The following is a 26353-nucleotide window of genomic DNA, read 5'->3' as shown; positions in this document are numbered from 1 at the left end:
ATCAAGGCTTGCGGCGAAAAGCTTGCCGCATTCTCTAACCTTGCGGGCTTGTCCTATCTCTGCTTTCGGGAAAGGCGGGCCATAATTTGTGCGGTGTAGTCCACCATAGGCACGATACGGGCGTAATTGAGCCTCGTGGGACCGATGACGCCGACGGCACCCACAACGCGATTTTCCTCATCCCGATAAGGTGCCACGATCAGTGACGAGCCGGACAGCGAGAAGAGCTTGTTTTCCGAGCCGATGAAAATCCTGACGCCTGAGCCACTTTCTGCAAGGTTGAGGATCTCGATGAGGTTTTCCTTGCGTTCCAGATCGTCGAACAGCAGGCGCACACGATCGATATCTTCCTCACCGGCCAGACCTTCCAGCAGGTTGGAGCGTCCGCGTACGATGAGGCGGCCGAGCTTGCCCTCTTCATTGTCGCCCGCCCATATGGCGAGACCACGTTCGATGAGGTCCTGCGCGAGCGTGCCGAGTTCCGACTGCAATTCGGCACGCTGCGTCTGAAACTGGCCCCGCAGTTCCTGCAGCGTCTGCCCGGAAAGATGGGCATTGATGAAATTTGCCGCCTCTGTCAATTGCGATGACGAAATGCCGACCGGCAATTCGATGATACGGTTTTCGACCTGATTGTGGTCCCCCACCAGCACGGCAAGCGCCTTGGTGGGCTCCAGCCGGATGAATTCAACATGCTTGAGAATGACGTCGCTCTTGGCCGTCAGCACCAGGCCAGCACCGCGCGACATGCCTGAAAGCATGCGGCTTGCCTCCGTCAGCAACCCTTCCAGCGATTGCTCGTGGCCGGCGACCGGACCGATCTGACGGTCGATACTGGCTCTCTCATCGGCGGGCAGATCGCCCACCTGCATGAATGCGTCCACGAAGAAGCGCAGCCCCGTCTGGGTGGGCAGTCGCCCGGCGCTGATATGCGGCGAATAGATGAGACCCAGTTCCTCGAGGTCGCTCATGACGTTGCGAACGGAGGCCGGTGAAAGCGACATCGGCAACAGCCGCGACAGGCTGCGCGACCCCAAGGGTTCGCCGGTGTCGAGATAGCCTTCGACGATGCGCCGGAAAATCTCCCGCGACCGTTCATCCAGCAACGATGCCTGATCTTTTGAAAGCGGTGCGGAAAAGCCCATATCATCCGTTCTTTATCGTCAAAACTCTGTCCGTACCAATATAATGCGTTGCACCGCTGCGGCAAAATGGAAATTGGCTTTGCAAAACCCCGGGGCGCGCCTTAGAAGGCAGGAACCAACATGGAGAGTGGATCATATGCGGCCTTCAGGCAGAAAAACCGATCAGATGCGCAAGGTTTCCTTCGAGCGCAATTTCTCGAAACATGCCGAAGGTTCCTGTCTGGTCAAATTCGGTGATACGCATGTGCTCGTCACCGCAAGCCTTGAGGAAAAGACGCCGCCGTGGCTGCGCAACAGCGGCAAGGGCTGGGTCACCGCCGAATACGGCATGCTGCCGCGTTCCACCCATGAGCGGATGAAACGCGAGGCCTCAGCCGGCAAGCAGGGCGGACGCACGCAGGAAATCCAGCGCCTTATCGGCCGCTCGCTGCGCGCAGTGGTCGACCTGCAGGCGCTCGGCGAGCGCCAGATCAGCATTGACTGCGACGTCATTCAGGCCGATGGCGGCACGCGCACGGCTTCCATCACCGGCGCATGGATCGCCCTGCATGATTGCCTGAAGTGGATGGAAACTCGCAACATGATCAAGGTCGAGAAGGTCCTGAAAGACCATATCGCCGCGATCTCCTGCGGCATCTTTGCAAAACAGCCGGTCATCGATCTCGATTATCTCGAGGATTCCTCCGCCGAGACCGATGCGAATTTCGTCATCACCGGCTCCGGCGGCATCGTCGAGGTGCAGGGAACCGCGGAAGGTGCCCCCTTCTCCGAAGAGGAATTCCTGACGCTGCTCGGTCTTGCAAAGGCCGGATGCAGCGAACTGGTGGCCCTTCAGAAACAGGCAATAGCCTGAGCCGACAGGAAAACGTCATGCGCAAGCTCGATACCAGAACGATCGTCGTCGCCAGCCACAACAAGGGCAAGATCGCCGAAATCGCCGACCTGATCGGGCCTTTCGGCTTTTCAGCCAAATCGGCTGCGGAGCTGAACTTCGTGGAGCCGGACGAGACAGGCACCACCTTTGAGGAAAATGCTGCCATCAAGGCGCTTGCGTCTGCGAAGGCGTCCGGCCTGCCGGCTCTGTCTGACGATTCCGGTCTGGTGATCGATGCGCTGGATGGCGCGCCGGGCGTTTACACTGCCAATTGGGCGGAAACGGCTGACGGTACGCGCGACTTCGCCATGGCCATGCAGAAGGTCGAGGATGCGCTTGCCGAACGCGGTGCAACGAAGCCGGAAGACCGCACGGGCCGCTTCGTCAGCGTGCTTTGCCTTGCCTGGCCGGATGGGCATGTCGAATATTTTCGCGGCGAGGTGGAAGGCACGGTGGCGTGGCCCCCGCGCGGAACGAGCGGTTTCGGCTATGACCCGATCTTCAAACCGGAAGGTTACGACACCACATTCGGTGAAATGACCGCAGACGAAAAACACGGCTGGAAGCACGGCGATGCGTTTGCGCTCTCCCACCGTGCCCGCGCGTTCAAAAAATTCGTCGAAACCTGTCTGGAGGCATGAACCCGATGACCGGGGAGCACCAACTTTCTGCCCCCGGCGCGTCGCTTCTGCCGGATACGGGCGATCCCGGTTTCGGGATCTATCTGCACTGGCCCTTCTGTGCGGCCAAATGCCCCTATTGCGATTTCAACAGCCATGTCCGCCACCGCCCGGTGGATCAGGAACGGTTCACTGCGGCGTTCCTCAGCGAAATGGCAAAGATGCGGGCGCTCAGCGGTCCGCGTGTCGTTACCAGCATTTTCATGGGCGGCGGCACACCTTCGCTGATGGACCCGCAGACCGTAGGCGCGCTTCTTGATGGCGTTTCGCGCTTCTGGCATGTGCCTGATGGTATCGAGATCACCATGGAGGCCAATCCTTCAAGCGTCGAGGCGGAGCGGTTTCGCGGTTACCGGGCAGCCGGCGTCAATCGCGTCTCGCTCGGCGTCCAGGCGCTGAACGACCGGGACCTGAAGTTCCTTGGCCGTCTGCATGATGTTGCCGATGCGCTTAAAGCCATCCGTCTGGCGCGGGAAATTTTTCCGCGCATGTCCTTCGATCTGATTTACGCCCGCCCGAACCAGACGGTGGCCGAATGGGACGCTGAGCTGAAGGAAGCCGTCTCCTACGCCGTCGACCATCTGTCGCTCTATCAGCTCACTATCGAGGAAGGCACGCCGTTCTACGGGCTGCACAAGGCTGGCAAGCTGATCGTACCGGATGGAGAGCATTCGGCGGTGCTTTATGAAGCGACGCAGGAAATCACCGAGCGTTACGGCATGCCGGCGTACGAGGTTTCCAATCACGCCCGCCCCGGTGCGGAAAGCCGCCATAACCTGACCTATTGGCGTTATGGCGATTATGCCGGTATTGGACCCGGTGCGCATGGACGCCTGACCAATGGCGCCTCCAAGCTCGCCACCGTCACCGAGCGCCATCCCGAAACCTGGCTCGATACCGTCGAGCGTGAAGGCCACGGCATGGTCGATCAGGAGCTTCTCGGCGTCGACGAACAGGCAGACGAATTGCTGCTGATGGGCCTTCGCCTGCGCGAAGGCATTGATCTTGCTCGCTGGAGCGATCTCTCCGGCCGCGAGCTCGACCCGGAGAAAGAGGAATTCCTCCTGCAACACGGCTTCGTTGAACGGATCGGCAATTCCCGCCTGCGCTGCACCCCTTCCGGCATGCTTATTCTGGATGCCGTGGTCGCCGATCTCGCCTGCTGACCGGTAGCCTGCCTGGTCCTGAGCCAATCAACAACCGAGAAACCAATAAAAAAGCGGCCCGAAGGCCGCTTTTTTCATGCGTTGTTTTCGTTGATCAGGCGCTTCAGCAGCTCAACCTCGTGGCCGAGCTTGGTGTCGCCGGAAATCAGATCCTCGATCTTGCGCACCGCGTGAAGAACCGTGGTGTGGTCGCGACCGCCGAAACGGCGACCGATCTCGGGAAATGAGCGCGGTGTCAGCATCTTGGCCAGATACATGGCGATCTGGCGCGGCTTGACGATGACGCGGGTGCGACGGTTGGAAACCAGCTCCTGCCGCGACACATTATAATGCCTGGCGACGATGCGCTGAATATCCTCGATACGGACGCGCTTGGCCTCCCCACTGCCGACGAGGTGCGACAGCAGCTCATCGACACGGTCAACCGAGAGGTTTGGCTCGAAAGAGCGCCGGAACATCAGCTGATTGAAGGCGCCTTCAAGCTCGCGTCCGCTCGCTGTCACGCTTTTGGCCACATGGGTCAGTATTTCGTCCGAAATCTCGAAAGACGGATCGTCCTGACGCGCAGAACCCATGCGACGGTTGAGCATTTCGTAGCGCATGTCGTAATCGGGACCTTCGATCTCGATGGCCATGCCACCCTGAAGGCGCGAACGGACACGCGGATCAAGCGATTCCAGCTCCCACGGCGCGCGGTCAGCGGCCACGACTACCTGCTTGGCGCTGTCGAGCAGCATGTTCAACAGGTGGCAGAATTCGTGCTGGATCATCTTGCCCTGCAGGAACTGCATGTCGTCGATGACAAGAAGGTCGATATTGCGCAGGGTGTCCTTCAGCGTCAGCGCATCATTGTCGCGGATCGCGGTCGCAAAACGCCACATGAAATATTCGGCGGTCAGATAGACCACACGCGGGTTGCGCGGGCTGTCGATGGCGGCATTGGCAATCGCCTGCAGAAGGTGTGTCTTGCCAAGCCCGACACCCGCATGAATGAACAGCGGATTGAAGCGCACAGCACCGGCACCCGCTTCAGCGATCGTCTTCGCCGCCGCAAGCGCGACGCGGTTGGACGAGCCCTCGACAAAAGTGTCAAAGGTGAAACGTGTATCGAGCGGCGAACCGAACAGCGGCCCGGAGCTACCCTGCCGCAGCGTCGCCTGCGCCGCCGCAGGCTGTGCAGAAGGTGCTGTCGCCGGCTGCGACGGAATGAAGGACTTGTTGCGCGCAACAGCGCCCATGTCCTGAACGGGCTGCACCCGTTCCTCGACCTGCGCGGGGCGGGCCGGGCGGCTGGCGGAGCGGACAAGAATTTCCACCTTCAGCACGTCCGGATCCTCGCTTTGGACGAGACTGGTGATCAGATCCATATAACGGTTGTTGATCCAGGACTTCAGAAAGGTCGTCGGAACGGTAAAACGGACGACGCTTTTCGAAACGGTGTGGAGTTTGAGCCGTGCAAACCAGCTTGCATAGACCTCGGGACCAACCTGTGCCTTCAGCCGCGCGCTAAAACGTTCAAACAGCGCATCGTGCTTCATTGCCGATTTATCCCCTGCCGCTTCTGAGCAAGCTGCATCACGAGCCTGTGGTGCGCGGTCCCCATCGGCCACCGCACCCATCGCCAAATTCAATTGCATATTGCCGCCTTTCAAATTGCCAATCATAGCCTGACGATCAAAAAACGATCGCCAGAGATCCCCCTCGTATTATTTCCCGCCTCCAGCACTCCCCTCGAAAGAGCGTCAAAGACTACTACTTGTTTGCGAGCCGGTTATCCCATTTCCCTCCCCTTCATGGAGAGGCCTGCGACACGCTAAAAACGCTCCTTTCGCTACAACTGTAAGGCGCATTCTTAAGGACAAAAAGCTCCAGCCCGTTCCGAGACCGAAACGGCACAAAAAGCTCAATGACCTGAGAAAACGGACCTCGAAAGGCCCGCCAGCAAGAAGGTGAATATCGTCGATACGATCATCGAGATAATCTGTGGACTGAGATCCGCACCCCTTGTTGAAATGCATTTAGGCAGGATCGTGGGGAGAGATCAATGGCGTTTTTTCTGCAAAAACTCAGATCGACCATTGACTCGCAATGGTCGTTTTGCATCACCGGCAAGGTCCGAAGCAGAATCGCTTATGAATCAATGAGATTCAATTTTGGCATTTTTCGATAGCCCGTTTTGGCAAAAAAATAAAAATCTTCTTGACTCAAAACTGGCTGCGACTTCCGTAGAGAAAGCTTCCCATTTTTCGGGAGACCTCCGGCAATCCATTGTTTTTATTCAGTTTTTCTTGTCGCTCATCTGACACGCGTTTGTCACGTTACGGCAGGAATGATTAACGTAGGGTTAGAATCACAAAAAGCCCGGTCAAAAGACCAGGCTTTTTGAATAGTTAATTGTGATTAGCCGGATTAGGCGGAAAGAGCCTTAACGCGCTGGGCAAGACGCGACACCTTACGGGATGCCGTGTTGCCATGCAGAACGCCACGCGTCGCTGCGCGCTGGATCTCAGGCTGAGCTGCCTTCAGAGCTTCGGTGGCTACTGCCAGATCGCCCGAAGCGATAGCTTCCTCGACCTTGCGGATGAAGCCGCGAACGCGCGAACGGCGAGCCTTGTTGACTGCGGTACGGCGAGCGATCTTGCGGGTCGCCTTTTTCGCCGAAGTTGTATTGGCCATGTATGCCTCTCTTCGAATTCAAACCAAATTCCGCAACCAGAGGATCGGGTCGTTCGAAGACCTCACTTAACCCAAGAATGCGGGAGTAATTTCGGACAAGCCGGATGGCTTTCCTTAACCGTGGGCGGGCATATACCGCTAAAGCGTACGCCCGTCAACGCGCAAATGGCGGAAAACGCCGATATTCCGAATCCTTAGCGATTCCGGAAAGCGGGTTTGCGCTTTTCAACGAAGGCCGCCATGCCCTCCTTCTGATCCGCTGTTGCAAAGAGCGACTGAAAGGATCGCCTTTCATATCTCAGCCCTTCCGAAAGAGGAACCTCGAAGGATCGATTGACACTTTCCTTGGCCATGAGAACGGAAGCGCGCGACAGCGAGGCGATGCGCGTGGCGGCATCCACCGCCTCATCCATGAGATTTGCCGCGGGGACGATCCGCGAAACGAGGCCGGCGCGCTCTGCCTCGGCTGCATCCATCATGCGGCCGGTCAGAACCAGATCCATCGCCTTCGCCTTGCCCACCGCCCGCGTCAGCCGCTGCGAGCCGCCCATGCCGGGAATGACGCCAAGCGTGATTTCCGGCTGGCCGAATTTCGCCGTGTCCGAAGCGATGATGAAATCGCACATCATTGCCAGTTCACACCCGCCGCCCAGCGCAAAGCCGGAGACTGCGGCAATGACCGGCTTGCGGGTCGATGCGACCTCGTCCCAGCCGCCGAGAAAGTCGCCGACATAGGCATCGACAAAATCCAGCCCCTGCATTTCCTTGATGTCCGCGCCAGCGGCAAATGCCTTTTCCGACCCCGTTATAATGATCGCGCCGATGGAATCGTCAGCAGAGAATGAGGAGAGAATGTGCCGCAGCTCCTTCAGAAGCACCGAATTGAGGGCGTTGAGCGCCTTGGGCCGGTTGAGCGTGATGACGCCCACCTCGTCGCGTTTCTCGACCAGTATCGTTTCATAATCCACGGCAGTCTCCCTCGCCATTATTCCGCCTCAGCTACTTCTGGCAGGCCGCGCAATAAAAGGTCGAACGACCGGCCTGCACTATCCTTTCAACCGTACCCCCGCAGCCGGGTGTACGGCAAGGCTGGCCTTCCTGATCGTAGACTGAAAAGGAATGCTGGAAATAACCGAGCGTTCCGTCCGTCTGTATATGGTCGCGCAGGGAAGAGCCGCCAGCGGCGATTGCGTCCGCGATCACGTCCCGGATCTTCTCCGTGAGATTGATGAGCTGCGGCTGCGGCTCTCCGGTTTTGGTCACCAGCGTTCCCGCCGCCCGCAAAGGCGAGAGATGGGCACGCCACAGCGCCTCACAGACATAGATATTGCCAAGGCCCGCAATGACCTTCTGGTCCAGCAGCGTGCTTTTTAACGGCTGGCTTTTACCCTGGAACCGGCTCGCGAGATAATCCGCGCTCAGCGCGTTGCCGGTCGGTTCCGGTCCCAGCCCCGCAAAAGCGGGGTAGAGGTCGAGCTTGTTGCGCTCCACCAGATGCATGAAGCCGAAGCGGCGCGGGTCATTATAGATGACGCAGATGCGCTTTTCGCCCTTATCCAGATGAAAGACGACATGATCGTGCTTGCCGTCCTTCGAGCGGGCATAATGAAACGCGCCGGGCGCGTTCCTATTTCCCGCCTCATCCGCCGCCGCCTCGATACGGAACGAGCCGGACATTCCAAGATGGGCAACGATCGTCAGCCCGTCTTCCAGCTCTATCAAGAGATACTTCGCCCTGCGCCCGAGCGATATGATCGTCCTGCCCTCGATCAGGCCCGCGAAGTCCTCCGGGAACGGAAAGCGCAGATCGGGACGGCCAAGGTGGAGCTTGCGGATTCTTGCCCCTTCCATGGTGGGCGCGAGGCCGCGTCTAACGGTTTCGACTTCTGGCAATTCTGGCATCTGGCTTATCCGGCAGTTTATCGTTAGGACCATGTGGTCTATACAATGCACGCGAAATGTCGCGCCCAGGCGATGCGGCAACAGATAGCGTCGCCATGGCGTTTCCGCTATGGTCCGCCACGCAATTAATATGGAGACAGACGATGACCGACGCCCGTACCACTGCCCAAGGCGGCATGGAAACGTCCTATGGCTTCCACAAAGTGGACGAAGGCAAAAAGCAGGGGCTGGTCAACGATGTCTTCCACAAGGTGGCCAAGCGCTACGACATTATGAACGACGTGATGTCGGCCGGCCTGCACCGGCTGTGGAAGGACGCCATGGTGTCCTCGCTTTCACCGCGCAAGGACGCCTCTTATAAGGTGCTTGACGTAGCTGGTGGCACCGGCGATATCGCTTTCCGCATCGTGGAAGCCTCCAACCGTCTGGCGCATGCCACCGTTCTCGATATCAACGGCTCGATGCTTGCCGTTGGCGAGGAGCGCGCTGCAAAACGAAAGCTCTCCGACAATCTGACCTTCGTTGAAGCCAATGCCGAGGAGCTGCCCTTCGAGGCGAATACCTTCGACGCCTATACGGTCGCCTTCGGCATTCGCAACGTACCGCGCATCGACGTCGCGCTGAAAGAAGCCTACCGCGTGCTGAAACGTGGCGGGCGACTGCTGGTGCTGGAATTTTCCGAAGTGGAAATGCCGCTACTCGACCGCGTCTATGATGCATGGTCGTTCAACGCCATTCCGCAATTCGGCAAGATGATCACCGGGGATGCCGAGCCCTATCAATATCTGGTCGAGTCTATCCGCAAATTCCCCAATCAGGAGGATTTCGCGACGATGATCCGTACCGCCGGCTTTTCGCGCGTGACCTATACCAATTACACCGGCGGTATCGCCGCCCTGCATTCCGGCTGGAAGCTTTAAGACCATGCCCGGCAAAAGCAGGAGACAAGCATAAGCATGAGCACTTTGGGCGCATATTTCCGCCTCGCAAGGGTTGGCTGGGTTCTCGTGCGCGAAGGCGTCGTGCTGGCCTTGCCATCCGATGACCTTCCTGCCTCCGCGCAAGTGATGAAGGCATTGCTGAAGCCATTCGCCCGCAGCAAGGCCAAGCGGGCGCAGCGTAGCGACCGGCTGGCGGTAGCTGTCGAGCGGCTTGGCCCGTCCTATGTGAAGATGGGACAGTTTCTGGCCACAAGGCCGGATGTCGTCGGCGCCGACTTCGCCGACGATCTTGCGAGCCTGCAGGACCGCATGGCATTTTTCCCCGCAGCCGCGGCCAAGGCTAACATCGAAGGTTCGCTCGGGCGGTCTGTTTCGGAACTCTACAGGGAATTTGGCGATCCGATCGCCGCCGCTTCCATCGCCCAGGTTCACCCGGCGATAGTGGATACGCCGAAAGGGCCGCGCAAGGTCGCCGTCAAGGTCATTCGCCCCGGCGTTCGCCAGCGCTTCCAGAACGATCTGGAGGCGATGTATCTGATCGCCGACCTGCAACAGCGTTTCGTCCGCTCTGCCCGCCGCCTGCGGCCGGTGGAAGTCACTCGCACGCTGGAACAGACAACCAAGATCGAGATGGATCTGCGGCTTGAGGCCGCCGCCCTTTCCGAACTTGCCGAAAATACCAAAGAAGACCCCGGATTCCGCGTTCCGGAGGTAGATTGGGAACGCACCGGCCGCGATGTCGTCACCATGGAATGGATCGACGGCGTCAAGATGTCGGATATTGAGGGACTGAAGGCTGCCGGCCACGATCTGAACAAGCTGGCTGATACCCTCATCCAGTCCTTCCTGCGGCACACGTTGCGCGACGGCTTTTTCCATGCCGACATGCACCCCGGCAATCTCTTTGTCGATCCGCAGGGCATGATCGTAGCCGTGGATATGGGCATTGCCGGGCGGCTGGGCAAAAAAGAACGCAGGTTCCTTGCCGAAATCCTCTACGGCTTCATCACCCGCGATTACATGCGCGTCGCGGAGGTGCATTTCGAGGCCGGTTATGTGCCGGGCCATCACGATAAAGCCAGCTTTGCGCAGGCGATCCGCGCCATCGGCGAACCGATCCACGGCCAGCCGGCCGAGACGATCTCCATGGGCAAATTGCTGACGCTGCTGTTCGAAGTTACCGAGCTCTTCGACATGGAAACGCGCCCGGAACTGGTGATGCTGCAAAAGACCATGGTGGTGGTGGAAGGCGTATCCCGCATGCTCAATCCGCGTTTCAACATGTGGAAAGCGGCCGATCCGGTCGTCAGCGGCTGGATAAGGGACAATCTTGGCCCGAAACGCATTGTCACCGATCTGAAGGACGGCGTGAAGGCGGCTCTCAAGCTTGCGGAAGCGGCCCCCGAGATCGCTGCCAAGACGGAGAAGCTGCATTCCGACCTGGTGTATATGAGCGAGAACGGCCTGCGTTTCGACGCCCAGACCGCGGAAGCGATCGGCAAGGCGGAAGCGCGCCACACCAAATGGGGCCGGGCGGCGCTCTGGGTGATTGCGCTCACGCTTCTCTATATCGCGATCAGGATCAGCTAAACGATATTCAAACTCGGCGCTCACGCCGGTGCGGCACACTTTCGAACCGAAAAATCGCCGGTCTTCCAGTTTGATAGATGCGTACCATGCTGCTGCAACATATCGAGGATAATGACCTGATCTTGATTGAAAGTTAGATGATTGCCGGACGGGAATTGAGATTGATGGCAAAAAATGAAGCCGTAAAACGGGTCCTTACCTATTGCTCGTGGCCCATGGTGTTTTTTCTCGGTCTTACCGGGGCTTATTTCGCTTTTTCGAGTGAGCATCCGATCACCACATTCCTCGCCGTCTACGCGGGCGCGGTGGCCAGCCTGTTTCTTCTTGAGCGTTACATTCCCTATGAGACGGAATGGCTTCAGTCTGATGGTGAAACCGTCAACAATATCGCCCACACGCTCTTGACCAAGGGGCTTGTTCAGCTTGCTGCCACGGCAGCGGTGCTCTTTCCAATGCTGACAGCCATTTTTCTGCAACCTTTGGCGGCCATGAAATTCGACCTGTGGCCTTCTCAGTTGCCGATGGTTGTTCAGGTCACGCTCGCCCTGATGATAGCTGAATTCGGTCTCTACTGGGCGCACCGTATCGCCCATGAAACGGTGTTCTTCTGGCGTTTTCACGCGCTTCATCACAGCGTTGTCCGCCTTTGGGTCGTCAATACGGGCCGTTTTCATGTGGCCGACTCGCTGTTCAAGATCGCGCTCAGCCAGATTCCGCTTTATCTCATGGGCGCGCCGTTGCAGGTGTTTTGGTGGCTCGCGGCTGTGACCGCCTTCATCGGCATTCTGACCCATTGCAATGTGGATATGAAAACCGGGCCTCTGGACTACGTGTTCAGCACGCCCCGGCTGCACCGTTGGCACCACTCCAAAGAGCTGCCTGAGGGAAATACCAATTATGGCGAAAACCTTGTCATTTTCGACCAGTTGTTCGGCAGCTATTTCAATCCCGATCGCCCTTCCTCGACCAACATCGGCATCAAGGGAGAAATCGCAAAGGGCTTTCTGCCACAGCTTTTTCAGCCTTTCACTAAAGAAGGGGTTCGCCAGATCATCGGGCGAAACACGAAAGAAAATTGAAGGGATTGGCGACAATGCCGCCGTCAGGCCGGGAGAACTCCCAGTTCGACCCGCAGCTTCTTCGTCAGCCCTGCGGCAACGAGTTCATAGGAGCGGCGGACATAGTGTTCCAGCTCCTCTTGCTCCAGCGGTGAATGATCGGAGATCGATATCCATTTGCGCTTGGCGAAATAAGGTGCCTGGTGGATGCCTTCCAGCGAGGTGAGGATTTCGAAGCTTTCCTCCGAACATTTCACCACAAGCCGCCAGTCGTCACGCTCACCCAAAACTGAAAAGACCTTGTCTCCGACCTTGGCAACGTGGGAATCCCACTGATCGACGAAACGGACGCCCGGCCATTCTCCGAGCACCCTGTCGAATGTCTTGCGATCGAAAAGGCTCATGCGAGTTTCTCCGCAATAAGGGCCGCCAGACGTTTGGCGACTTCGGCCTTGTCCATATCAGGCCAGGCCTCGATACCCTCATTCGAAATGATCTTCACGCTGTTGCAGTCTCCGCCCATGATGCCGGTTTCCGTCGAAACATCATTGGCAACGATATAATCGGCGCCCTTGCGCTCCAGTTTGGCTCGGCCGTTTTTCTCGACATCCTGAGTCTCGGCGGCGAAACCCACCACCAGCTTCGGGCGCTTTTCGTGGTGGCCGACGGTTTTGAGTATATCGGGGTTTTCCATAAGTTGCAGCGCAGGCGGGGCATCGCCCGGCTGCTTTTTGATCTTCTGCTCCGAAGAACCCGCCACCCGCCAGTCGGCGACAGCGGCAACCATGACGGCGATATCCACCGGCAGCCTTGAAATCACCGCATCGCGCATCTCCTCGGCACGCTCGACATGGACCGTTGCAACGCCCGCCGGATCGGCAATCGTGACGGGACCCGAGACCAGCGTTACCTCCGCACCCAACTCCGCAAGCGCAGCTGCGATGGCATGGCCCTGCTTGCCGGAGGAGCGGTTGGCGATGTAACGCACCGGATCGATCGGCTCATGGGTGGGGCCGGAGGTAACGATCGCCGTTCTGCCTTTTAAAGGCTTCGGCCCGCCATCCAGCAAAGCCTCGACGCCTTGGACGATCTGCAAAGGCTCCGCCATACGACCAAGACCAGCCTCGCCCTTTTCCGCCATTTCGCCTGCCATAGGGCCAATGAAAAACACGCCGTCTTTTTTCAGCGTTTCGACATTGCGCGCCGTTGGCTTTGCCGACCACATTTTCGGGTTCATGGCAGGTGCGACCAGCACCTTCCGATCGGTCGCCAGAAGGATCGTGGAGGCAAGATCATCAGCCAGACCATTCGCCATCTTCGCCATCAGATCAGCGGTGGCGGGCGCGACCAGCACGAGGTCGCATTCGCGTGCGAGCCGGATATGCCCGACATCCTGCTCGTCCTGCCTCGAAAAAAGCTCGGTGAAGACGTGGGTGGCGGACAGTGCGCCAACAGCAAGCGGAGTGACGAATTCCTGTGCGCCCTTCGTCATGACTGGCGTCACCTTCGCGCCGCGCTCTTTCAGACGGCGGATGAGGTCGAGGCTCTTATAGGCCGCGATGCCGCCGGAGATGATGAGGAGAATATGTTTGCCTGAAAGCGTCATGATGCCGGACCAGTTTCCCGTTTAACCGGGAAACTAAGCCCTTGGCATTCAAAGTGCAATCCGGCTGATATCACGCCGCCTTGGCAACGTGATATTCCTTGATCGCGACCATCTTGATCGCCGGAAACCGCTCGGATTCATACCGCAGCGAGAAGGCATCCTGCGCCAGAAACACCGGATCGCCATCCAGATCGCGAGCGATATCGCCGCGTTTGACGTTGAGAAACTTGTCCATTTCCGCCGGCTGATCGGACGAAATCCAGCGGCAGACGGAAAAGCGCGACATTTCAAACGAGACCGGCAGGCCATATTCGCCCATCAGCCGTTCCTTCAACACATCGAGCTGCAGCGCGCCGACAACGCCGACGATGGCGGGCGAGCCATCTTCTGGCGAAAAGAGCTGCACGACACCTTCTTCCGCCATCTGCTGCAGAGCTTCCTTCAGCTTCTTCGCCTTCATCGCGTCTTCCAAGCGCACGCGGCGCAGGATTTCCGGCGAGAAGTTCGGCACGCCTTGGAATACGAGGTTTTCACCCTCGGTCAGCGTATCACCGATGCGCAGCGTGCCGTGGTTGGGAATGCCGACCACATCGCCCGCAAAGGCGGTATCGGCCAGCTGGCGCTGTGACGCGAAGAAGAATTGCGGTGCGGTCAGCCCCATGAGCTTGCCGGTGCGCGACAGCCGCGCCTTCATGCCGCGCTCCAGCTTGCCGGAGCAGATGCGGGCAAAGGCGATGCGGTCGCGATGGTTGGGATCCATATTGGCCTGAATCTTGAACACGAAGGCCGTCATCTTGTCTTCCGCCGCATGCACGGTGCGGGTATCCGCCACCTGATCGCGCGGCGGCGGGGCGAAATCACCCAGCGCATTGATGAGGTCGCGCACACCGAAATTGCGCAGCGCCGAACCGAAGAATACCGGCGTCATGTGACCTTCCAGGAACGCCTGACGGTCAAAGGGGCGGCAGGCTTCCAGAGCCAGTTCCGTTTCCTCGATAAAGACCTTGCGCTCATTTTCCGGCAGACGATCGGCGACAGCCTGAGGGCCGTTGACCGAAAGGCCATCCACCTGCGTGTCGTTGCCACGAAAGGTGTTTTCAGCAAGATTGTAAGCGCCACAGAAGCTCTTCGCCCGGCCGACCGGCCAGGTGATCGGCGCGGTATCGAGCGCCAGCTTTTCCTCGACCTCATCCAGAATCTCGAAGGGATCGCGGCTTTCGCGGTCCATCTTGTTGATGAAGGTGATGATCGGAATATCGCGCATGCGGCAAACTTCGAAAAGCTTCAGCGTGCGCGGCTCGATACCCTTGGCGGCATCGATGACCATGATCGCCGCATCCACCGCCGTCAGCGTGCGGTAGGTGTCATCGGCAAAGTCTTCGTGGCCGGGCGTATCGAGGATGTTGAAGACGCGGTCGTTATATTCGAAGGTCATGACCGAAGTGACGACCGAAATGCCGCGCTCGCGCTCGATCTTCATCCAGTCCGAACGGGTCTGGATGCGATCCTTCTTCGCCTTCACCTCGCCGGCAAGCTGGATCGCTCCGCCGAACAGCAGCAGTTTTTCCGTAAGCGTGGTCTTACCCGCGTCCGGGTGCGCAATAATAGCAAAGGTGCGGCGGCGGGAGACCGCCTCGGCAAGTGTTTCGGCCATCTGACAAATCCTGTGGAATTGCGGGGTATCTAGCGTTTCAGGCCCGCATTTGCAATTGACCTTGCCGCGATCTCGGCAAACTAATGCCGCATGACCGTTCAAAATGATAATCGACCCCTCCTCCGGCTTGTGCGTCTCGCCAATGGCGCAGACCTCGAATTGCCTTCCTATGAAACCCGTGGCGCCGCCGGAATGGACCTGCGCGCCGCAGTGCCGGCCGATGAACCGCTGACTTTGCAGCCGGGCGAACGGGCGCTGGTGCCGACCGGTTTCGTCTTCGAGGTACCGCAAGGCTATGAGGCGCAAATCCGTCCGCGCTCCGGCCTCGCCATCAAGAACGGCATCACCTGCCTCAATTCCCCCGGCACGGTGGACAGCGACTATCGCGGCGAAGTGAAGATCATTCTCGCCAATCTGGGGCAGGCCGATTTTGTCATCGAGCGCGGCATGCGCATCGCACAGATGGTGATTGCACCAGTTACGCAGGTGACAGTCAGCGAAGTGACCGAAACATCCGAGACGGCACGCGGTGCCGGTGGTTTCGGCTCCACGGGGCTTTGACCAGCCCCCTTTATGGGCGATTGTTTTCACCCCTGATTTTCGCTATTGATCTGGCGGATTTTCGGGGAAAATGACCATGACGCTGACGACCCTTCTTGCCTATGCCACCGCACTCTTCATCGCCGCTGCCATTCCCGGCCCCGGCATGACGGCGATCGTGGCGCGGGCGCTTGGATCGGGGTTTCGGGAAACCTTCTTCATGGGCCTCGGGCTGGTGCTGGGCGACATGATCTACCTGACCGGCGTGATCCTCGGCCTCGCCTTCGTGGCGCAGACTTTTCAGGAGGCCTTCATGGTCCTGAAGTTTGCCGGCGCAGCCTATCTTCTCTATATCGCATGGAAGCTCTGGACCGCCGGCCTCTTGCCACAGGACCTGAAGGCGAAAAAAAGCACCAGCATTCCCATGTCGTTTCTGTCCGGCCTGCTGATCACGCTGGGTAATCCAAAAACCATGCTGTTTTATGTGGCGCTGGTGCCGACGCTGATCGACATCCGCATGATCGGCCCATCGGAATATGCGACACTTCTGGCGCTGACCTTCGTCGTATTGATGGCCGTTCTCCTGCCTTACATCCTGCTTGCTGCCAAGGCGCGCAACCTCCTGAAACGGCCAAGTGCGTTGACGATCCTCAACCGCACCGCGGCGGGAATTCTGGCGGGAACGGCGACCATGATCGCGATCCGCAGCACCTGAAACGATTTCGTGCATTTGCCTGATTTATCGTGAATTTTTTCCGGTAATCAGACGATATTAGGACGAACGTTCGCTGGCCTGACAAGACTATTGCTCCTATTCTGCCGCTGAAATCTTGCGGCCACACATCGTGTGGCCTTCATACAGGAGAGCATCATGCCCGAAGCCAGAAAGCCCGGACGCGGACGCGTCTATTCCTCCATCACCGAAACAATCGGCGATACGCCGATCGTGCGGCTGGACAAGCTGGCGAGGGAAAAGGGCGTGAAGGCCAATCTTCTCGCCAAGCTGGAGTTCTTCAACCCCATCGCCTCCGTGAAAGACCGCATTGGCGTTGCCATGATCGAAGCGCTGGAAGCCCAGGGCAAGATCACCCCCGGCAAAACGACGCTGGTTGAACCGACCTCCGGCAACACGGGCATTGCGCTAGCCTTTGCCGCCGCCGCCAAGGGTTACAAGCTGATCTTGACCATGCCGGAAACGATGTCGGTCGAACGCCGGAAAATGCTCGCCTTGCTGGGCGCGGAACTGGTGTTGACCGAAGGCCCGAAGGGCATGAAGGGCGCCATCGCCAAGGCACAGGAACTGGCCGAAACCCTGCCAGACGCGATTATTCCGCAGCAGTTCGAAAACCCGGCAAACCCGGATATTCATCGCAAGACGACGGCCGAAGAAATCTGGAACGACACCGAGGGTGCTGTCGATATTTTTGTTTCGGGCATCGGCACGGGTGGCACGATCACCGGTACGGGCCAGGTGCTGAAATCCCGCAAGCCGGAGGTGAAGGTCATTGCCGTCGAGCCAGCCGACAGCCCGGTTCTTTCCGGTGGCAACCCCGGTCCGCACAAGATCCAGGGCATCGGCGCCGGTTTTGCACCCGCGATCCTCGACACTGGAATCTATGACGAAATCGTCACCGTGACTAATGACGACGCTTTTGAAATCGCCCGTCTGGTGGCGAAGCTGGAAGGCGTACCCGTCGGCATCTCCTCAGGCGCGGCACTCGCAGCGGCAATCAAGGTCGGCGCACGTGAGGAAAATGCCGGCAAGAATATCGTCGTCATCATTCCCTCCTTCGCGGAACGTTACCTTTCGACCGCCCTTTTCGAAGGGCTTGGGCTTTAAGCCGTTCCTCTTCGGTCAGGCCGCAAACGCGCGCCTGACCGCAATGACCGATTGTGCCGCCGGCCATCCGCCAGCGGCACAATTGTTTTAGCCGGTAAAGGGCGAAGGAAGGCCGCTTATGCCGCCGCCGTCAGTCTTTCACCGGCAATGCGGTATGAAATGGCTTCCGCCACATGGATACGTCCGACAGTTTGTTTGCCGTCCAAATCAGCCAATGTGCGGGCGACCTTGAGAATGCGATGATAACCGCGTGCGGAGAACTTCAACCGTTCGGCAGCATCGCGCAGCAATTGCAGCCCGGACGCATCGGGCTCCGCATATTTTTCGATCAGCGTTGTCGTGCAGCGAGCGTTGGTGCGAATGCCTGAAAAGCCCGCCGCCGCATAACGCTCCTGCTGCGCAAGGCGGGCGCGAGCGACACGGGCGGCCACCACCGAACTCGGTTCGGCAGTCATGGGACGGATGAGGTCAGTGGCGGAGACGGCGGGAACGTCGATGCGGATATCGATGCGATCCATCAGCGGGCCGGAAATGCGGGCCTGATAATCTGTCACGCAACGTGGGCCTCTGGCGCAGGTGAAACCCGGCTCCCCCGCTCTGCCGCATCTGCAGGGGTTCATCGCAGCGACAAGCTGGATTTCCGCCGGATAGGTGACGCGGTGATTGGCACGGGCGATGATGCATTCGCCCGTTTCCAGCGGCTGGCGCAGCGCATCCAGCACCTGAGGCGCAAATTCCGGGAACTCATCGAGGAAAAGAACGCCGTGGTGGGCAAGTGAAGCCTCACCCGGCTTGGCACGCAGCCCTCCGCCGATCAGCGCGGCCATGGTGGCGGAATGGTGTGGCGTGCGAAACGGTCTGCGGTCCGACAGCTTGCCGCCGGACAATTGGCCGGCGATGGAATGGACCATGGACACTTCCAGCAATTCCGCAGCCTCGAGAGGCGGCAGAATTGAGGGCAAGCGCGCAGCGAGCATGGATTTACCGGAGCCGGGCGGGCCAACCATCAGCAGATTATGGCCACCGGCAGCTGCCACCTCCAACGCGCGCCGGGCCGTCTCCTGCCCCTTGATATCGGCCAGATCCGGCAAATTGACCGGATTAGCACGGATGGCGGGCATCGGGCGGGAGAGAAGCTGGGTGCCGCGAAAATGGTTGGCAAGCGCAATAAGGCTGCGTGGGGCGAGAATATCGATGCCAGCCCCGGCCCAGGCTGCTTCCGGCCCGCTATCAGCCGGGCAAATCAAACCCTTCCCGAGCGCATTGGCACCGATGGCCGCGGGCAGAGCGCCCGAAACCGTGCCGATGGTGCCATCGAGATTGAGTTCGCCGAGAACCACATATTGCCCGAGCGCTTCCGCCGGTATCGCTCCCAAAGCGGCCATGAGACCCAAAGCGATCGGAAGATCGAAATGCGATCCTTCCTTGGGCAAATCCGCAGGCGCCAGATTGACCGTGACTTTTTTTGCCGGCAGCGCCAGACCGGAGGCATGGAGCGCGGCCTGCACCCGCTCCCGGCTTTCCGCCACCGCCTTGTCCGGCAGGCCGACGATCTGGATGCCGACTTTTCCGGGTGCGACCATCACCTGCACCTCGACCGGCACACCCTCTATTCCCTGAAATGCAACCGTATTGACCCGTGCCACCATGGCCTGCCCCCGCAAACCGGCCACAACATCAAAGCATTATGCCCCGATGGCGGCCACTCTCAAGTAACCTGCCACAGAGCAAAGAATAAAACAAGAACATTAAGCGAACAATTTCGCGCGAACGGTGTATTTCAGTTGTATAGAGTTGTGCACGCGGAACAAACGCAGGTGGCGAGGAAATTGCCTCAGAAATCCTGTGCTTCGCGCTTTTTCTCGATCGCATCCCACAACAGGCTTGCCACATCGGCACCGCCGAATTTCTGCACTTCACGAATGCCTGTCGGTGAGGTGACGTTGATTTCCGTGAGGTAATCGCCGATCACATCGATGCCAACGAACAGGAAACCGCGCTCGCGCAGGGCGGGGCCGATGCGGCGGCAGATTTCCTTCTCACGCGCGGTGAGTTCCGTTGGCTCCGGGCGGCCGCCGGCATGCATGTTGGAGCGGGCATCATTTTCCGCCGGCACGCGATTGATCGCGCCCACGGGCTCGCCATCCACCAGAAGGATACGCTTGTCGCCCTTGCGAACATCCGGCAAGTATTCCTGGGCGATATAGGGTTCGCGGAACATCTGGCCGAACATTTCCAGCAACGATGAGAAATTGCGGTCGTCCCGCGCGGAATGGAAGACGCCTGCACCACCATTGCCATAAAGCGGCTTGAGGATGATATCGCCCATTTCATTGCGGAAGCGGGCGATTTCAGAGACATCCTTGGTGATCAGCGTCTTCGGCATCAGATCGGCGAATTCGGTGACGAAAATCTTTTCCGGCGAGTTGCGGACCCAGGCGGGATCGTTGACAACAAGCGTTTTGGGATGAATGCGCTCGAGCAAATGGGTCGAGGTGATGTAGGCCATGTCGAATGGCGGATCCTGGCGCAGATGAATGACATCCATGGTCGAGAGATCGACCCGCTCCGGCTCCGAGAGCGAAAAATGGTCGCCCTTGATATCGCGCAGTTCCATCTGTTCGACGGTCGCGTAGATCTTGCCATCGCGCATGGAGAGGCGTTCGGGGGTATAGTGAAACAGCCGGTATCCACGTGCCTGCGCCTCAAGGCTCATGGCGAAGGTGGAGTCGCCGGCGATATTGATGCCGGAGACATGATCCATCTGGATCGCGACGTTCTTGATCTTCGCCATGCGCATCTTCCTCTTGCAGCATGCGGACGCTTCGCGGTTCCGCCGTGCCCATTGCCTCGTCTGTTCGCGATTCCCCGCAGGACCGGAAGAGACCCGGAAATGCTTCAGAAAACCCTGAAGATGTAGGGCAGCGACCATTCAAACGCAACTGCTGCGAGGGGTGCTTTTTGTGAGTTTTATTGAACCTTCACAATTCCGCAGGTGGCGCTGCGCAGAGCCCCACCTGACGGAGTGTTTTACCAGTTCAGGCCGCCAGCTTGTAGGAACGACCGGCAAACAGCTTGTTCTTGACCCGGTAGGCCAGAGCCAGCGCCGTGGGGAATGGACGGCGCATGAAGGCAACCTTGCGGACATACTCATCCACGCGCCAGGTGGCCCATGTTCCCGCGCGGAAATAAGCGACGTCACCCACCCGCAGGATACTGACTGTGCCGTCTTCCGCCGTCACATGCACCTCACCCTCAAGGATATAGACGGTCTCGTCCCAACCGAAGAACCAGCGGAACTCGCCCGCCGTACAATCCCACATGGCTGTGCTGGAGGCGCGGTCTCCGCTTCTGGAATGATCCGCCGCACGCGCCTGAGGATCGCCGGAAATGATCCAGTCGGGGTTGATGGGGGCCGGCTGCAGCCGCAAATCGGTGCAGGACGCGCTAACCACGCTCTCGTCTTTTGCCCGGCGCAAAGAGGCCGGCAATATCGGCACCGTGCGGATCGCCATGGTCGCAGCCGCCGCGAACATCATCTTTAAAGGCATATTAGAAAACCCCCGTGAAATATTGGAGATCTTCTATCATCGGGATCGTAACGAAGCGGTTTTGACAATCGGCGCAATTTTAGTCATCGCGCCGATTTCTTATCGTCCACTCAGGCCGTTGCCAGCTGCACGGGCTGCGCCACAGCCTGTTCCGCCTTGCCGGCTATGCGCTTGCCGGTCTCGCTGGAGAAGAAGTGCAGCTTGTCCGGAGATATGGCGACCGACAAGGTAGCCGGAATCTCGACCTCCGGCGAAAACGCCACAGTCAGGTTCTGGTCGCCGATCATGCCGTGGATAAGACGCTGCGAGCCGAGTTCCTCGATATACTCGACGCGTAGCGAAAAACCGGGCTCACCTGCCGCCGCCAGGCGGAAATCTTCCGCCCGCATGCCCACAGTAACCGGGCCGGAGGTGGGGGCGAAACCGTTGAGCGCGATCAGCGACGGCCCGACCGCAAGGCTATCCCCATGCAACTCGCCGCTCAGCAGGTTCATGGCGGGAGAACCGATGAAGCTTGCGACAAAGGTGGAAGCGGGGGTGTGATAGACCTCAAGCGGTGCGCCGATCTGTTCGATGCGGCCGCCGTTCAGCACCACCAGACGATCTGCCAGCGTCATGGCTTCCAGCTGATCGTGCGTGACGTAGATCGAAGTGGTGCCGAGGCGCTTTTGCAGGCGCTTGATCTCCCCGCGCATGGAAACGCGCAGTTTGGCATCAAGGTTGGACAGGGGCTCATCAAACAGGAAGGCCGCCGGTTTGCGCACGATGGCGCGGCCCATGGCGACTCGCTGACGCTGGCCGCCGGAAAGGGCGCGCGGCTTGCGCTCCAGATAGGGTTCGAGCTGGAGCATGCGGGCGGCCTCGGCCACGCGCGCATCGATCTCCGCCTTCGGCGTCTTGCGGTTCTTCAACCCGTATTCCAGGTTCTGGCGCACCGACATATGCGGATAGAGCGCATAGTTCTGGAACACCATAGCGATATCCCGGTCAGCCGGATCTACCTGGTTGACCACCCGGTCTCCGATCTTCACCGTGCCTTCGGAAATATCCTCAAGTCCGGCCACCATACGCAGGAGCGTGGACTTGCCGCAGCCGGAAGGACCGACGAGAACAATGAACTCGCCGTCCCTGATGTCGATATCGACGTGATGCACGGCACGCACGCCGCCATGATAATCCTTGCAGACCTGACTGATTTCTATCGCGGCCATTTTCGGTTTCCTTATTTGTCGCTTTCCGTCAGGCCCTTGATGAACCAGCGCTGGAAGATCACGACGATCATCACAGGCGGCAGCATGGCCAGAACGGCAAGCGCGAAAGCTTCGTTGTAATCGGGGATTTGCGAACCGACCCAGACTTGCAGGATCGACTTGATGCCGCGCATCAGGGTGAAGAAACTCTCGTCCGTGGTCATCAGCATGGGCCAGAGGTACTGGTTCCAGCCGTAAACGAACATGATGATGAAGATCGCCGCCATCATGGTACGGGAAAGCGGGATGATCACATCAATGAAGAACTTGACCGGGCCCGCACCGTCTATGCGAGCAGCTTCCAGCAATTCTTCAGGAATGGATTTGAAGAACTGCCGGAAATAGAAGGTGCCCGTCGCAGACGCCAGAAGCGGCACGATCAGACCGGTGTAGGAGTTCAAGAGGCCGAGTTTGCTCATCACCTCATAGGACGGCATGATGCGTACTTCGAGCGGCAGAAGCAGGGTGGTGAAGATGATCCAGAAGGCAAGCGTTGCAAACCGGAACCGGAAATAGACGATCGCATAGGCTGCCATCATCGAGAGGACGATCTTGCCGACGGCAAAACCGATGCCGAGGATCAGCGAGTTCAGCACCATGTTGAGACCGGTGATCTGCCCGGTAAAGCCGCCCTTCTGCGTCAGGACCTTTTCATAGGTCCCGACGAAATTGTCGCCCGGAATGAGTGTCAGGCCGCTGCGGTGGATTTCCGCCGCCGTATGAGTGGACGTCATGAATGCCACGACGACAGGCAATATCAGGAACAGTGCGCCAATGATCAGCACCAGATGGTCGAGGGGTTTTGTCTTGTACATTGTCTTTTCCCTCAATTGTAATGGATGCGTTTTTCGATGAAGCGGAACTGGATGATGGTCAGTACGAAGACGACCAGCATCAGGATGACGGACTGGGCAGAGGAACCGCCGATGTCATTGCCGCGGAAACCGTCGAGAAAGACCTTGTAGACCAGCGTAATCGGATTGTTGGCGGCCTTGTCCTTCACCATCACGTCGATAATGCCGAACGTATCGAACAGCGAATAGGTGATGTTGATGATCAGCAGGAAGAATGCAGTCGGTGCCAGAAGCGGCATGATGACCGTCCAGAACCGGCGCACGCCCGATCGGCAATCGATGGCGGCAGCCTCGCGCACGGCGACGGATACGCCCTGCAATCCGGACAGGAAGAAAATGAAATTATAAGGGATCTGCTTCCAGACCGCGACGGCAATCATGGCGAAGGCTGTATCGAAGTAGTTGAGGCCAACCTTCATATCCCAGCCCAAAAACGCGGCCATCTTGACGAAAGGCCCGATATGCTGGTCGAAAAACATCATGCCGATGAGACCCGCAACCGGCGGCGCGATGGCGTAAACGGAGATCAGCAACGTCTTGTAGGCGGAACTGCCGCGAACGACCGCATCGGCCTTGACCGCAAGCAAAAGACCGAGCGCCAGCGAAAAGAAAGTGACCAGCACGGTGAAGACAACCGTGAATTTGGCGATGTTTAGATATTCCGGATTGAAGATGGCATCGGAATAATTGGCGAAGCCCACGAACGTTGCACCGAACCCGAAAGGGTCTTCGATAAAGAACGACGATTGCACGGCCTGGACGGAGGGCCAGTAGAAGAAGATGAAAATCACCGCCAGTTGCGGCGCCAGAAACAGATAGGGCACGTAGGACGAGGAGAACTGCACGCGCTTCATGCTGGCTTCTGCGGCCTTCGCCGTTTTTCCGGTTTTTGCAGACCGGCCGGATAGAAACCGGGCCAGACGCGGTTGAGACGATGTATAGGCCACGCTTGCGCCTCCTTAATCCAAGAGCGAGCCTCCTTTCCGGCGGAAAGGAGGCTCGACAACTATCGTTGTTTCAAAAAGGGCGATCAGCCAGCCGTTTTAGCGAAACGGGCGAGAAGATCGTTGCCTTCCTTTTCGATGATGTCAAAGGCGTCCTTCGGCGTTACTTCGCCGGAGAAGATGCGGTTATATTCGCGTTCCATGATGGAGCGGATTTGCGGGTAGAAACCGAGGCGGTAGCCCTTGGACCATTCGCCTGAAGGCAGCGACAGCTGCTGGATACCGACTTCGGCGGCAGGCTTTTCCTTGTAGAAGCCTTCAGCCTTGGCCTTTTCGTAAGCAGCCGTGGTGATAGCGACGTAACCGGTTGCCTTGTGGTAGAAGACCTGGATTTCCGGCGAAGTCAGGAACTGGAAGAAGTCAGCCACGCACTTGTTTTCGGCTTCAGACTTGCCCGACATTGCAAAGAGGGCAGCGCCGCCGATGAAGGAGTTGGTGCCAGCGCCCTTGATGGAGCCCCAGTAGGGAAGGAAGGTTGCCGAGAACGGCATGGACGCCGTCTTCTGCAGGCCACCGAACGAACCCGAGGAACCGATCCAGAGGGCAACCTTGCCTTCTTCGAAGGGCTTCTGGTTGTCGTTCCAGCCGGCGCCGTAGTAGGCGAACAGACCCTTGTCTTTCCAGTCCTTCAGCTTGTCGAACATCATGACGAGGTTCGGATCGGTGACCTTCAGCTTGGTGTCGGTGACGCTGTCGTAACCATTGTTGTTGGTTGCGAACTGGATGTTGTTGCGGGAGAAGAAGTTTTCCGTGAACTGCCAGGTGAGCTGCGACTGGACGAGCGGGATGTAACCGGCTTCCTTCAGCTTCGGTGCGACCTTTTCAAAATCTTCCCAGGTCTTCGGAGCTTCGACGCCGGCCTTCTTCAGGGCTTCGTCGTTGACATACATGATCGGCGCGGAAGTGTTGAAAGGCATGCCGACGAACTTGCCGTCAGCGGCAGCGTAGAAATAGCGGACGCCGTTGATGAAAGCTTCGCGGTCGAACTTGTAACCGGCCTTGTTGATGAGGTCTTCCGCTGGAATGACAGCGCCCTTGGCGTTGATGATGGTGGCAGCGCCAGCATCGAAAACCTGAAGAATGTTCGGCTGTTCGCCCGAACGGAAAGCAGCGATGCCGCTTGCAAGCGCTTCTTCGTATGAGCCCTTGGAAACCGGCGTCAGAGCGCATTCTTTCTGGGCTTCGTTGAACTTCTGCGAAACTTCGTTGATGACTTCGCCGTTACGGCCGCCCATGCCGTGCCACCAGGTGATGTTGGTCGCAGCCATGGAAGACGTTGCCGAAATGCTGACCGCCACTGCGGCCATGGAAATCTTCTTCAACATTACTAAATCCTCTCCACCATTTATTGGGATGAGGATGCGAATAGAGACGTTCCGTGACGCCTCTTTAACGGTTTTATGTCAGATTTATTACAGTCCCTGCGATAGGAACTCCATTCTTCCAGAAACGGATGTCTCAAGCGTCCTTGCGCTTTATCGGGCGAGCCGGATTTCCGACCACCGTCGTCCCGGCAAAGACATCCCGCGTCACCACCGAACCGGCCCCGACGATCGCGCCATCGCCAATGGTGATGCCGGCCAGAAGGATCGCGCCGCCGCCGATCCAGACATCGCGACCGATCGTGACCGGCTTTGCGATTTCAATGCCTTGCGAACGCGGAGCCGGGTCCAGGTGATGTTCGGCGCAATAGATCTGCACGGCCGGCCCCAACATCGCGCCATCGCCAATCCGCACGGGCGCAGAATCTAGAATGACGCAGCCGGTATTGAGATAGACGTTCGCACCCAACGTAATGTTGAAGCCGTAAGCGCAATGAAACGGTGCTTCGATAAAGGCTCCTTCCGCAACGGAGGCAAAGAGCGCCCGCAGCAAAGGCGACATGGCCCCGCGCTCATCCGGCGGCGCGGTGTTGTGCTGGTGAACGGCACGGCGGGCGCGGGCGCGCAGCACGTCCAGTTCGGCATCCATGCAACAGTACCATTCGCCCGCAGCCATTTTTTCCCGCTCAGTGGACATTGC

The 26353-nt window shown here is 58.6% G+C and carries 25 protein-coding genes; 9 read left to right on the top strand and 16 right to left on the bottom strand.

From position 1 onward, the window contains the following. Nucleotides 1-53: 53 nt before the first annotated feature. The gene (gene hrcA / locus AB4Z23_RS01375) at nt 54-1145 is read right to left on the bottom strand and encodes a heat-inducible transcriptional repressor HrcA (protein WP_003514754.1); all 1092 of its coding nucleotides are present in this window, start codon (nt 1143-1145) and stop codon (nt 54-56) included. Between the two features lie 136 nt (nt 1146-1281). Here hrcA and rph point away from each other — a divergent pair, with 136 nt between their 5' ends. The 3 genes from rph to hemW are packed head-to-tail and all read left to right on the top strand — an operon-like array spanning nt 1282 to nt 3865. After that, nucleotides 1282-1998, top strand: a complete 717-nt coding sequence (rph, locus tag AB4Z23_RS01370; protein WP_003514752.1) for a ribonuclease PH — start codon at nt 1282-1284, stop codon at nt 1996-1998. A gap of 17 nt (nt 1999-2015) precedes the next feature. Continuing rightward, nucleotides 2016-2660: an RdgB/HAM1 family non-canonical purine NTP pyrophosphatase gene (gene rdgB, locus AB4Z23_RS01365; protein WP_003514751.1), complete on the top strand. Its 645-nt coding sequence runs from the start codon at nt 2016-2018 to the stop codon at nt 2658-2660. 5 nt (nt 2661-2665) lie between these two features. Next, complete coding sequence (hemW, locus tag AB4Z23_RS01360) at nt 2666-3865, top strand: radical SAM family heme chaperone HemW (protein WP_111782946.1); 1200 nt, start codon at nt 2666-2668, stop codon at nt 3863-3865. Between the two features lie 74 nt (nt 3866-3939). Here hemW and dnaA read toward each other — a convergent pair whose 3' ends face one another. The 4 genes from dnaA to mutM form a co-directional block, all read right to left on the bottom strand. Continuing rightward, nucleotides 3940-5403: a chromosomal replication initiator protein DnaA gene (dnaA, locus tag AB4Z23_RS01355; RefSeq protein ID WP_003514748.1), complete on the bottom strand. Its 1464-nt coding sequence runs from the start codon at nt 5401-5403 to the stop codon at nt 3940-3942. A gap of 871 nt (nt 5404-6274) precedes the next feature. Beyond that, nucleotides 6275-6541: a 30S ribosomal protein S20 gene (rpsT, locus tag AB4Z23_RS01350; protein WP_003493474.1), complete on the bottom strand. Its 267-nt coding sequence runs from the start codon at nt 6539-6541 to the stop codon at nt 6275-6277. A 194-nt stretch (nt 6542-6735) separates the two neighbouring features. After that, nucleotides 6736-7509: an enoyl-CoA hydratase gene (locus AB4Z23_RS01345; RefSeq protein WP_003514743.1), complete on the bottom strand. Its 774-nt coding sequence runs from the start codon at nt 7507-7509 to the stop codon at nt 6736-6738. A gap of 31 nt (nt 7510-7540) precedes the next feature. Further along, a complete protein-coding gene (gene mutM / locus AB4Z23_RS01340) occupies nt 7541-8443 on the bottom strand; it encodes a bifunctional DNA-formamidopyrimidine glycosylase/DNA-(apurinic or apyrimidinic site) lyase (RefSeq protein WP_421475968.1) in 903 nt (300 codons plus the stop codon). 143 nt (nt 8444-8586) lie between these two features. Here mutM and ubiE point away from each other — a divergent pair, with 143 nt between their 5' ends. The 3 genes from ubiE to AB4Z23_RS01325 all read left to right on the top strand — a co-directional run bounded on the left by ubiE (nt 8587) and on the right by AB4Z23_RS01325 (nt 12053). Continuing rightward, nucleotides 8587-9363, top strand: coding sequence for a bifunctional demethylmenaquinone methyltransferase/2-methoxy-6-polyprenyl-1,4-benzoquinol methylase UbiE (ubiE, locus tag AB4Z23_RS01335; protein ID WP_080799684.1), 777 nt, complete (start codon nt 8587-8589; stop codon nt 9361-9363). A gap of 36 nt (nt 9364-9399) precedes the next feature. Next, a complete protein-coding gene (ubiB, locus tag AB4Z23_RS01330) occupies nt 9400-10974 on the top strand; it encodes a 2-polyprenylphenol 6-hydroxylase (RefSeq protein WP_019564439.1) in 1575 nt (524 codons plus the stop codon). Nucleotides 10975-11138: 164 nt separating this feature from the next. Next, the gene (locus tag AB4Z23_RS01325) at nt 11139-12053 is read left to right on the top strand and encodes a sterol desaturase family protein (RefSeq protein WP_013635359.1); all 915 of its coding nucleotides are present in this window, start codon (nt 11139-11141) and stop codon (nt 12051-12053) included. Nucleotides 12054-12076: 23 nt separating this feature from the next. Here AB4Z23_RS01325 and AB4Z23_RS01320 read toward each other — a convergent pair whose 3' ends face one another. From AB4Z23_RS01320 to AB4Z23_RS01310, 3 genes are all read right to left on the bottom strand, one after another. Further along, nucleotides 12077-12436: an MmcQ/YjbR family DNA-binding protein gene (locus AB4Z23_RS01320; protein WP_111795045.1), complete on the bottom strand. Its 360-nt coding sequence runs from the start codon at nt 12434-12436 to the stop codon at nt 12077-12079. Further along, nucleotides 12433-13638 carry a bifunctional phosphopantothenoylcysteine decarboxylase/phosphopantothenate--cysteine ligase CoaBC gene (coaBC, locus tag AB4Z23_RS01315; protein ID WP_441359971.1) on the bottom strand — a complete coding sequence of 402 codons (1206 nt, stop codon included), beginning with the start codon at nt 13636-13638 and terminating at the stop codon, nt 12433-12435. Before coaBC ends, AB4Z23_RS01320 begins: the two co-directional genes overlap by 4 nt. A gap of 70 nt (nt 13639-13708) precedes the next feature. Beyond that, nucleotides 13709-15292, bottom strand: a complete 1584-nt coding sequence (locus tag AB4Z23_RS01310; RefSeq protein ID WP_003514729.1) for a peptide chain release factor 3 — start codon at nt 15290-15292, stop codon at nt 13709-13711. Nucleotides 15293-15382: 90 nt separating this feature from the next. Between AB4Z23_RS01310 and dut the strand changes: the two genes are divergently transcribed. From dut to cysK, 3 genes are all read left to right on the top strand, one after another. Next, nucleotides 15383-15853, top strand: coding sequence for a dUTP diphosphatase (dut, locus tag AB4Z23_RS01305; protein WP_065659813.1), 471 nt, complete (start codon nt 15383-15385; stop codon nt 15851-15853). Between the two features lie 76 nt (nt 15854-15929). Continuing rightward, nucleotides 15930-16547 (top strand): LysE family translocator, encoded by a 618-nt coding sequence (locus tag AB4Z23_RS01300; protein WP_019564444.1) that lies wholly within the window; start codon nt 15930-15932, stop codon nt 16545-16547. 156 nt (nt 16548-16703) lie between these two features. Further along, a complete protein-coding gene (gene cysK, locus AB4Z23_RS01295; RefSeq protein ID WP_003514725.1) occupies nt 16704-17672 on the top strand; it encodes a cysteine synthase A in 969 nt (322 codons plus the stop codon). Nucleotides 17673-17788: 116 nt separating this feature from the next. On the opposite strand, the gene AB4Z23_RS01290 is transcribed toward cysK, so the two are convergent. The 8 genes from AB4Z23_RS01290 to AB4Z23_RS01255 all read right to left on the bottom strand — a co-directional run bounded on the left by AB4Z23_RS01290 (nt 17789) and on the right by AB4Z23_RS01255 (nt 26350). Then, nucleotides 17789-19321: a YifB family Mg chelatase-like AAA ATPase gene (locus tag AB4Z23_RS01290; protein WP_421475973.1), complete on the bottom strand. Its 1533-nt coding sequence runs from the start codon at nt 19319-19321 to the stop codon at nt 17789-17791. A gap of 185 nt (nt 19322-19506) precedes the next feature. Then, nucleotides 19507-20466 (bottom strand): glutathione synthase, encoded by a 960-nt coding sequence (gene gshB / locus AB4Z23_RS01285; protein WP_003514721.1) that lies wholly within the window; start codon nt 20464-20466, stop codon nt 19507-19509. 244 nt (nt 20467-20710) lie between these two features. Then, complete coding sequence (locus tag AB4Z23_RS01280; protein WP_013635353.1) at nt 20711-21223, bottom strand: cupin domain-containing protein; 513 nt, start codon at nt 21221-21223, stop codon at nt 20711-20713. Nucleotides 21224-21333: 110 nt separating this feature from the next. Further along, nucleotides 21334-22434 carry a sn-glycerol-3-phosphate import ATP-binding protein UgpC gene (locus tag AB4Z23_RS01275; RefSeq protein WP_003514717.1) on the bottom strand — a complete coding sequence of 367 codons (1101 nt, stop codon included), beginning with the start codon at nt 22432-22434 and terminating at the stop codon, nt 21334-21336. 11 nt (nt 22435-22445) lie between these two features. After that, on the bottom strand, nt 22446-23288 hold the full coding sequence (gene ugpE, locus AB4Z23_RS01270; protein WP_025592232.1) for a sn-glycerol-3-phosphate ABC transporter permease UgpE: 843 nt from the start codon (nt 23286-23288) through the stop codon (nt 22446-22448). Between the two features lie 11 nt (nt 23289-23299). Beyond that, nucleotides 23300-24274 (bottom strand): ABC transporter permease subunit, encoded by a 975-nt coding sequence (locus AB4Z23_RS01265; protein ID WP_174002575.1) that lies wholly within the window; start codon nt 24272-24274, stop codon nt 23300-23302. Nucleotides 24275-24357: 83 nt separating this feature from the next. Beyond that, nucleotides 24358-25656 (bottom strand): extracellular solute-binding protein, encoded by a 1299-nt coding sequence (locus tag AB4Z23_RS01260; protein ID WP_003514712.1) that lies wholly within the window; start codon nt 25654-25656, stop codon nt 24358-24360. 133 nt (nt 25657-25789) lie between these two features. Further along, on the bottom strand, nt 25790-26350 hold the full coding sequence (locus AB4Z23_RS01255) for a sugar O-acetyltransferase (protein ID WP_026330655.1): 561 nt from the start codon (nt 26348-26350) through the stop codon (nt 25790-25792). Nucleotides 26351-26353 lie beyond the last annotated feature (3 nt).

Source organism: Agrobacterium sp. MCAB5, assembly GCF_052114365.1.
Lineage (GTDB): Bacteria > Pseudomonadota > Alphaproteobacteria > Rhizobiales > Rhizobiaceae > Agrobacterium > Agrobacterium tumefaciens.
Note: the sequence above shows the minus strand (reverse complement) of the source record. Positions and strands in the feature narration are given on the sequence as shown.

Bases quoted from the DNA above. Each gene is read 5' to 3' on its own strand.
- hrcA (WP_003514754.1), bottom strand. From the start codon at position 1,145: ATGGGCTTTTCCGCACCGCTTTCAAAAGATCAGGCATCGTTGCTGGAT.
- rph (WP_003514752.1), top strand. From the start codon at position 1,282: ATGCGGCCTTCAGGCAGAAAAACCGATCAGATGCGCAAGGTTTCCTTC.
- rdgB (WP_003514751.1), top strand. From the start codon at position 2,016: ATGCGCAAGCTCGATACCAGAACGATCGTCGTCGCCAGCCACAACAAG.
- hemW (WP_111782946.1), top strand. From the start codon at position 2,666: ATGACCGGGGAGCACCAACTTTCTGCCCCCGGCGCGTCGCTTCTGCCG.
- dnaA (WP_003514748.1), bottom strand. From the start codon at position 5,403: ATGAAGCACGATGCGCTGTTTGAACGTTTTAGCGCGCGGCTGAAGGCA.
- rpsT (WP_003493474.1), bottom strand. From the start codon at position 6,541: ATGGCCAATACAACTTCGGCGAAAAAGGCGACCCGCAAGATCGCTCGC.
- mutM (WP_421475968.1), bottom strand. From the start codon at position 8,443: ATGCCAGAATTGCCAGAAGTCGAAACCGTTAGACGCGGCCTCGCGCCC.
- ubiE (WP_080799684.1), top strand. From the start codon at position 8,587: ATGACCGACGCCCGTACCACTGCCCAAGGCGGCATGGAAACGTCCTAT.
- ubiB (WP_019564439.1), top strand. From the start codon at position 9,400: ATGAGCACTTTGGGCGCATATTTCCGCCTCGCAAGGGTTGGCTGGGTT.
- AB4Z23_RS01325 (WP_013635359.1), top strand. From the start codon at position 11,139: ATGGCAAAAAATGAAGCCGTAAAACGGGTCCTTACCTATTGCTCGTGG.
- AB4Z23_RS01320 (WP_111795045.1), bottom strand. From the start codon at position 12,436: ATGAGCCTTTTCGATCGCAAGACATTCGACAGGGTGCTCGGAGAATGG.
- coaBC (WP_441359971.1), bottom strand. From the start codon at position 13,638: ATGACGCTTTCAGGCAAACATATTCTCCTCATCATCTCCGGCGGCATC.
- AB4Z23_RS01310 (WP_003514729.1), bottom strand. From the start codon at position 15,292: ATGGCCGAAACACTTGCCGAGGCGGTCTCCCGCCGCCGCACCTTTGCT.
- dut (WP_065659813.1), top strand. From the start codon at position 15,383: ATGACCGTTCAAAATGATAATCGACCCCTCCTCCGGCTTGTGCGTCTC.
- AB4Z23_RS01300 (WP_019564444.1), top strand. From the start codon at position 15,930: ATGACGCTGACGACCCTTCTTGCCTATGCCACCGCACTCTTCATCGCC.
- cysK (WP_003514725.1), top strand. From the start codon at position 16,704: ATGCCCGAAGCCAGAAAGCCCGGACGCGGACGCGTCTATTCCTCCATC.
- AB4Z23_RS01290 (WP_421475973.1), bottom strand. From the start codon at position 19,321: ATGGTGGCACGGGTCAATACGGTTGCATTTCAGGGAATAGAGGGTGTG.
- gshB (WP_003514721.1), bottom strand. From the start codon at position 20,466: ATGGCGAAGATCAAGAACGTCGCGATCCAGATGGATCATGTCTCCGGC.
- AB4Z23_RS01280 (WP_013635353.1), bottom strand. From the start codon at position 21,223: ATGCCTTTAAAGATGATGTTCGCGGCGGCTGCGACCATGGCGATCCGC.
- AB4Z23_RS01275 (WP_003514717.1), bottom strand. From the start codon at position 22,434: ATGGCCGCGATAGAAATCAGTCAGGTCTGCAAGGATTATCATGGCGGC.
- ugpE (WP_025592232.1), bottom strand. From the start codon at position 23,288: ATGTACAAGACAAAACCCCTCGACCATCTGGTGCTGATCATTGGCGCA.
- AB4Z23_RS01260 (WP_003514712.1), bottom strand. From the start codon at position 25,656: ATGTTGAAGAAGATTTCCATGGCCGCAGTGGCGGTCAGCATTTCGGCA.
- AB4Z23_RS01255 (WP_026330655.1), bottom strand. From the start codon at position 26,350: ATGTCCACTGAGCGGGAAAAAATGGCTGCGGGCGAATGGTACTGTTGC.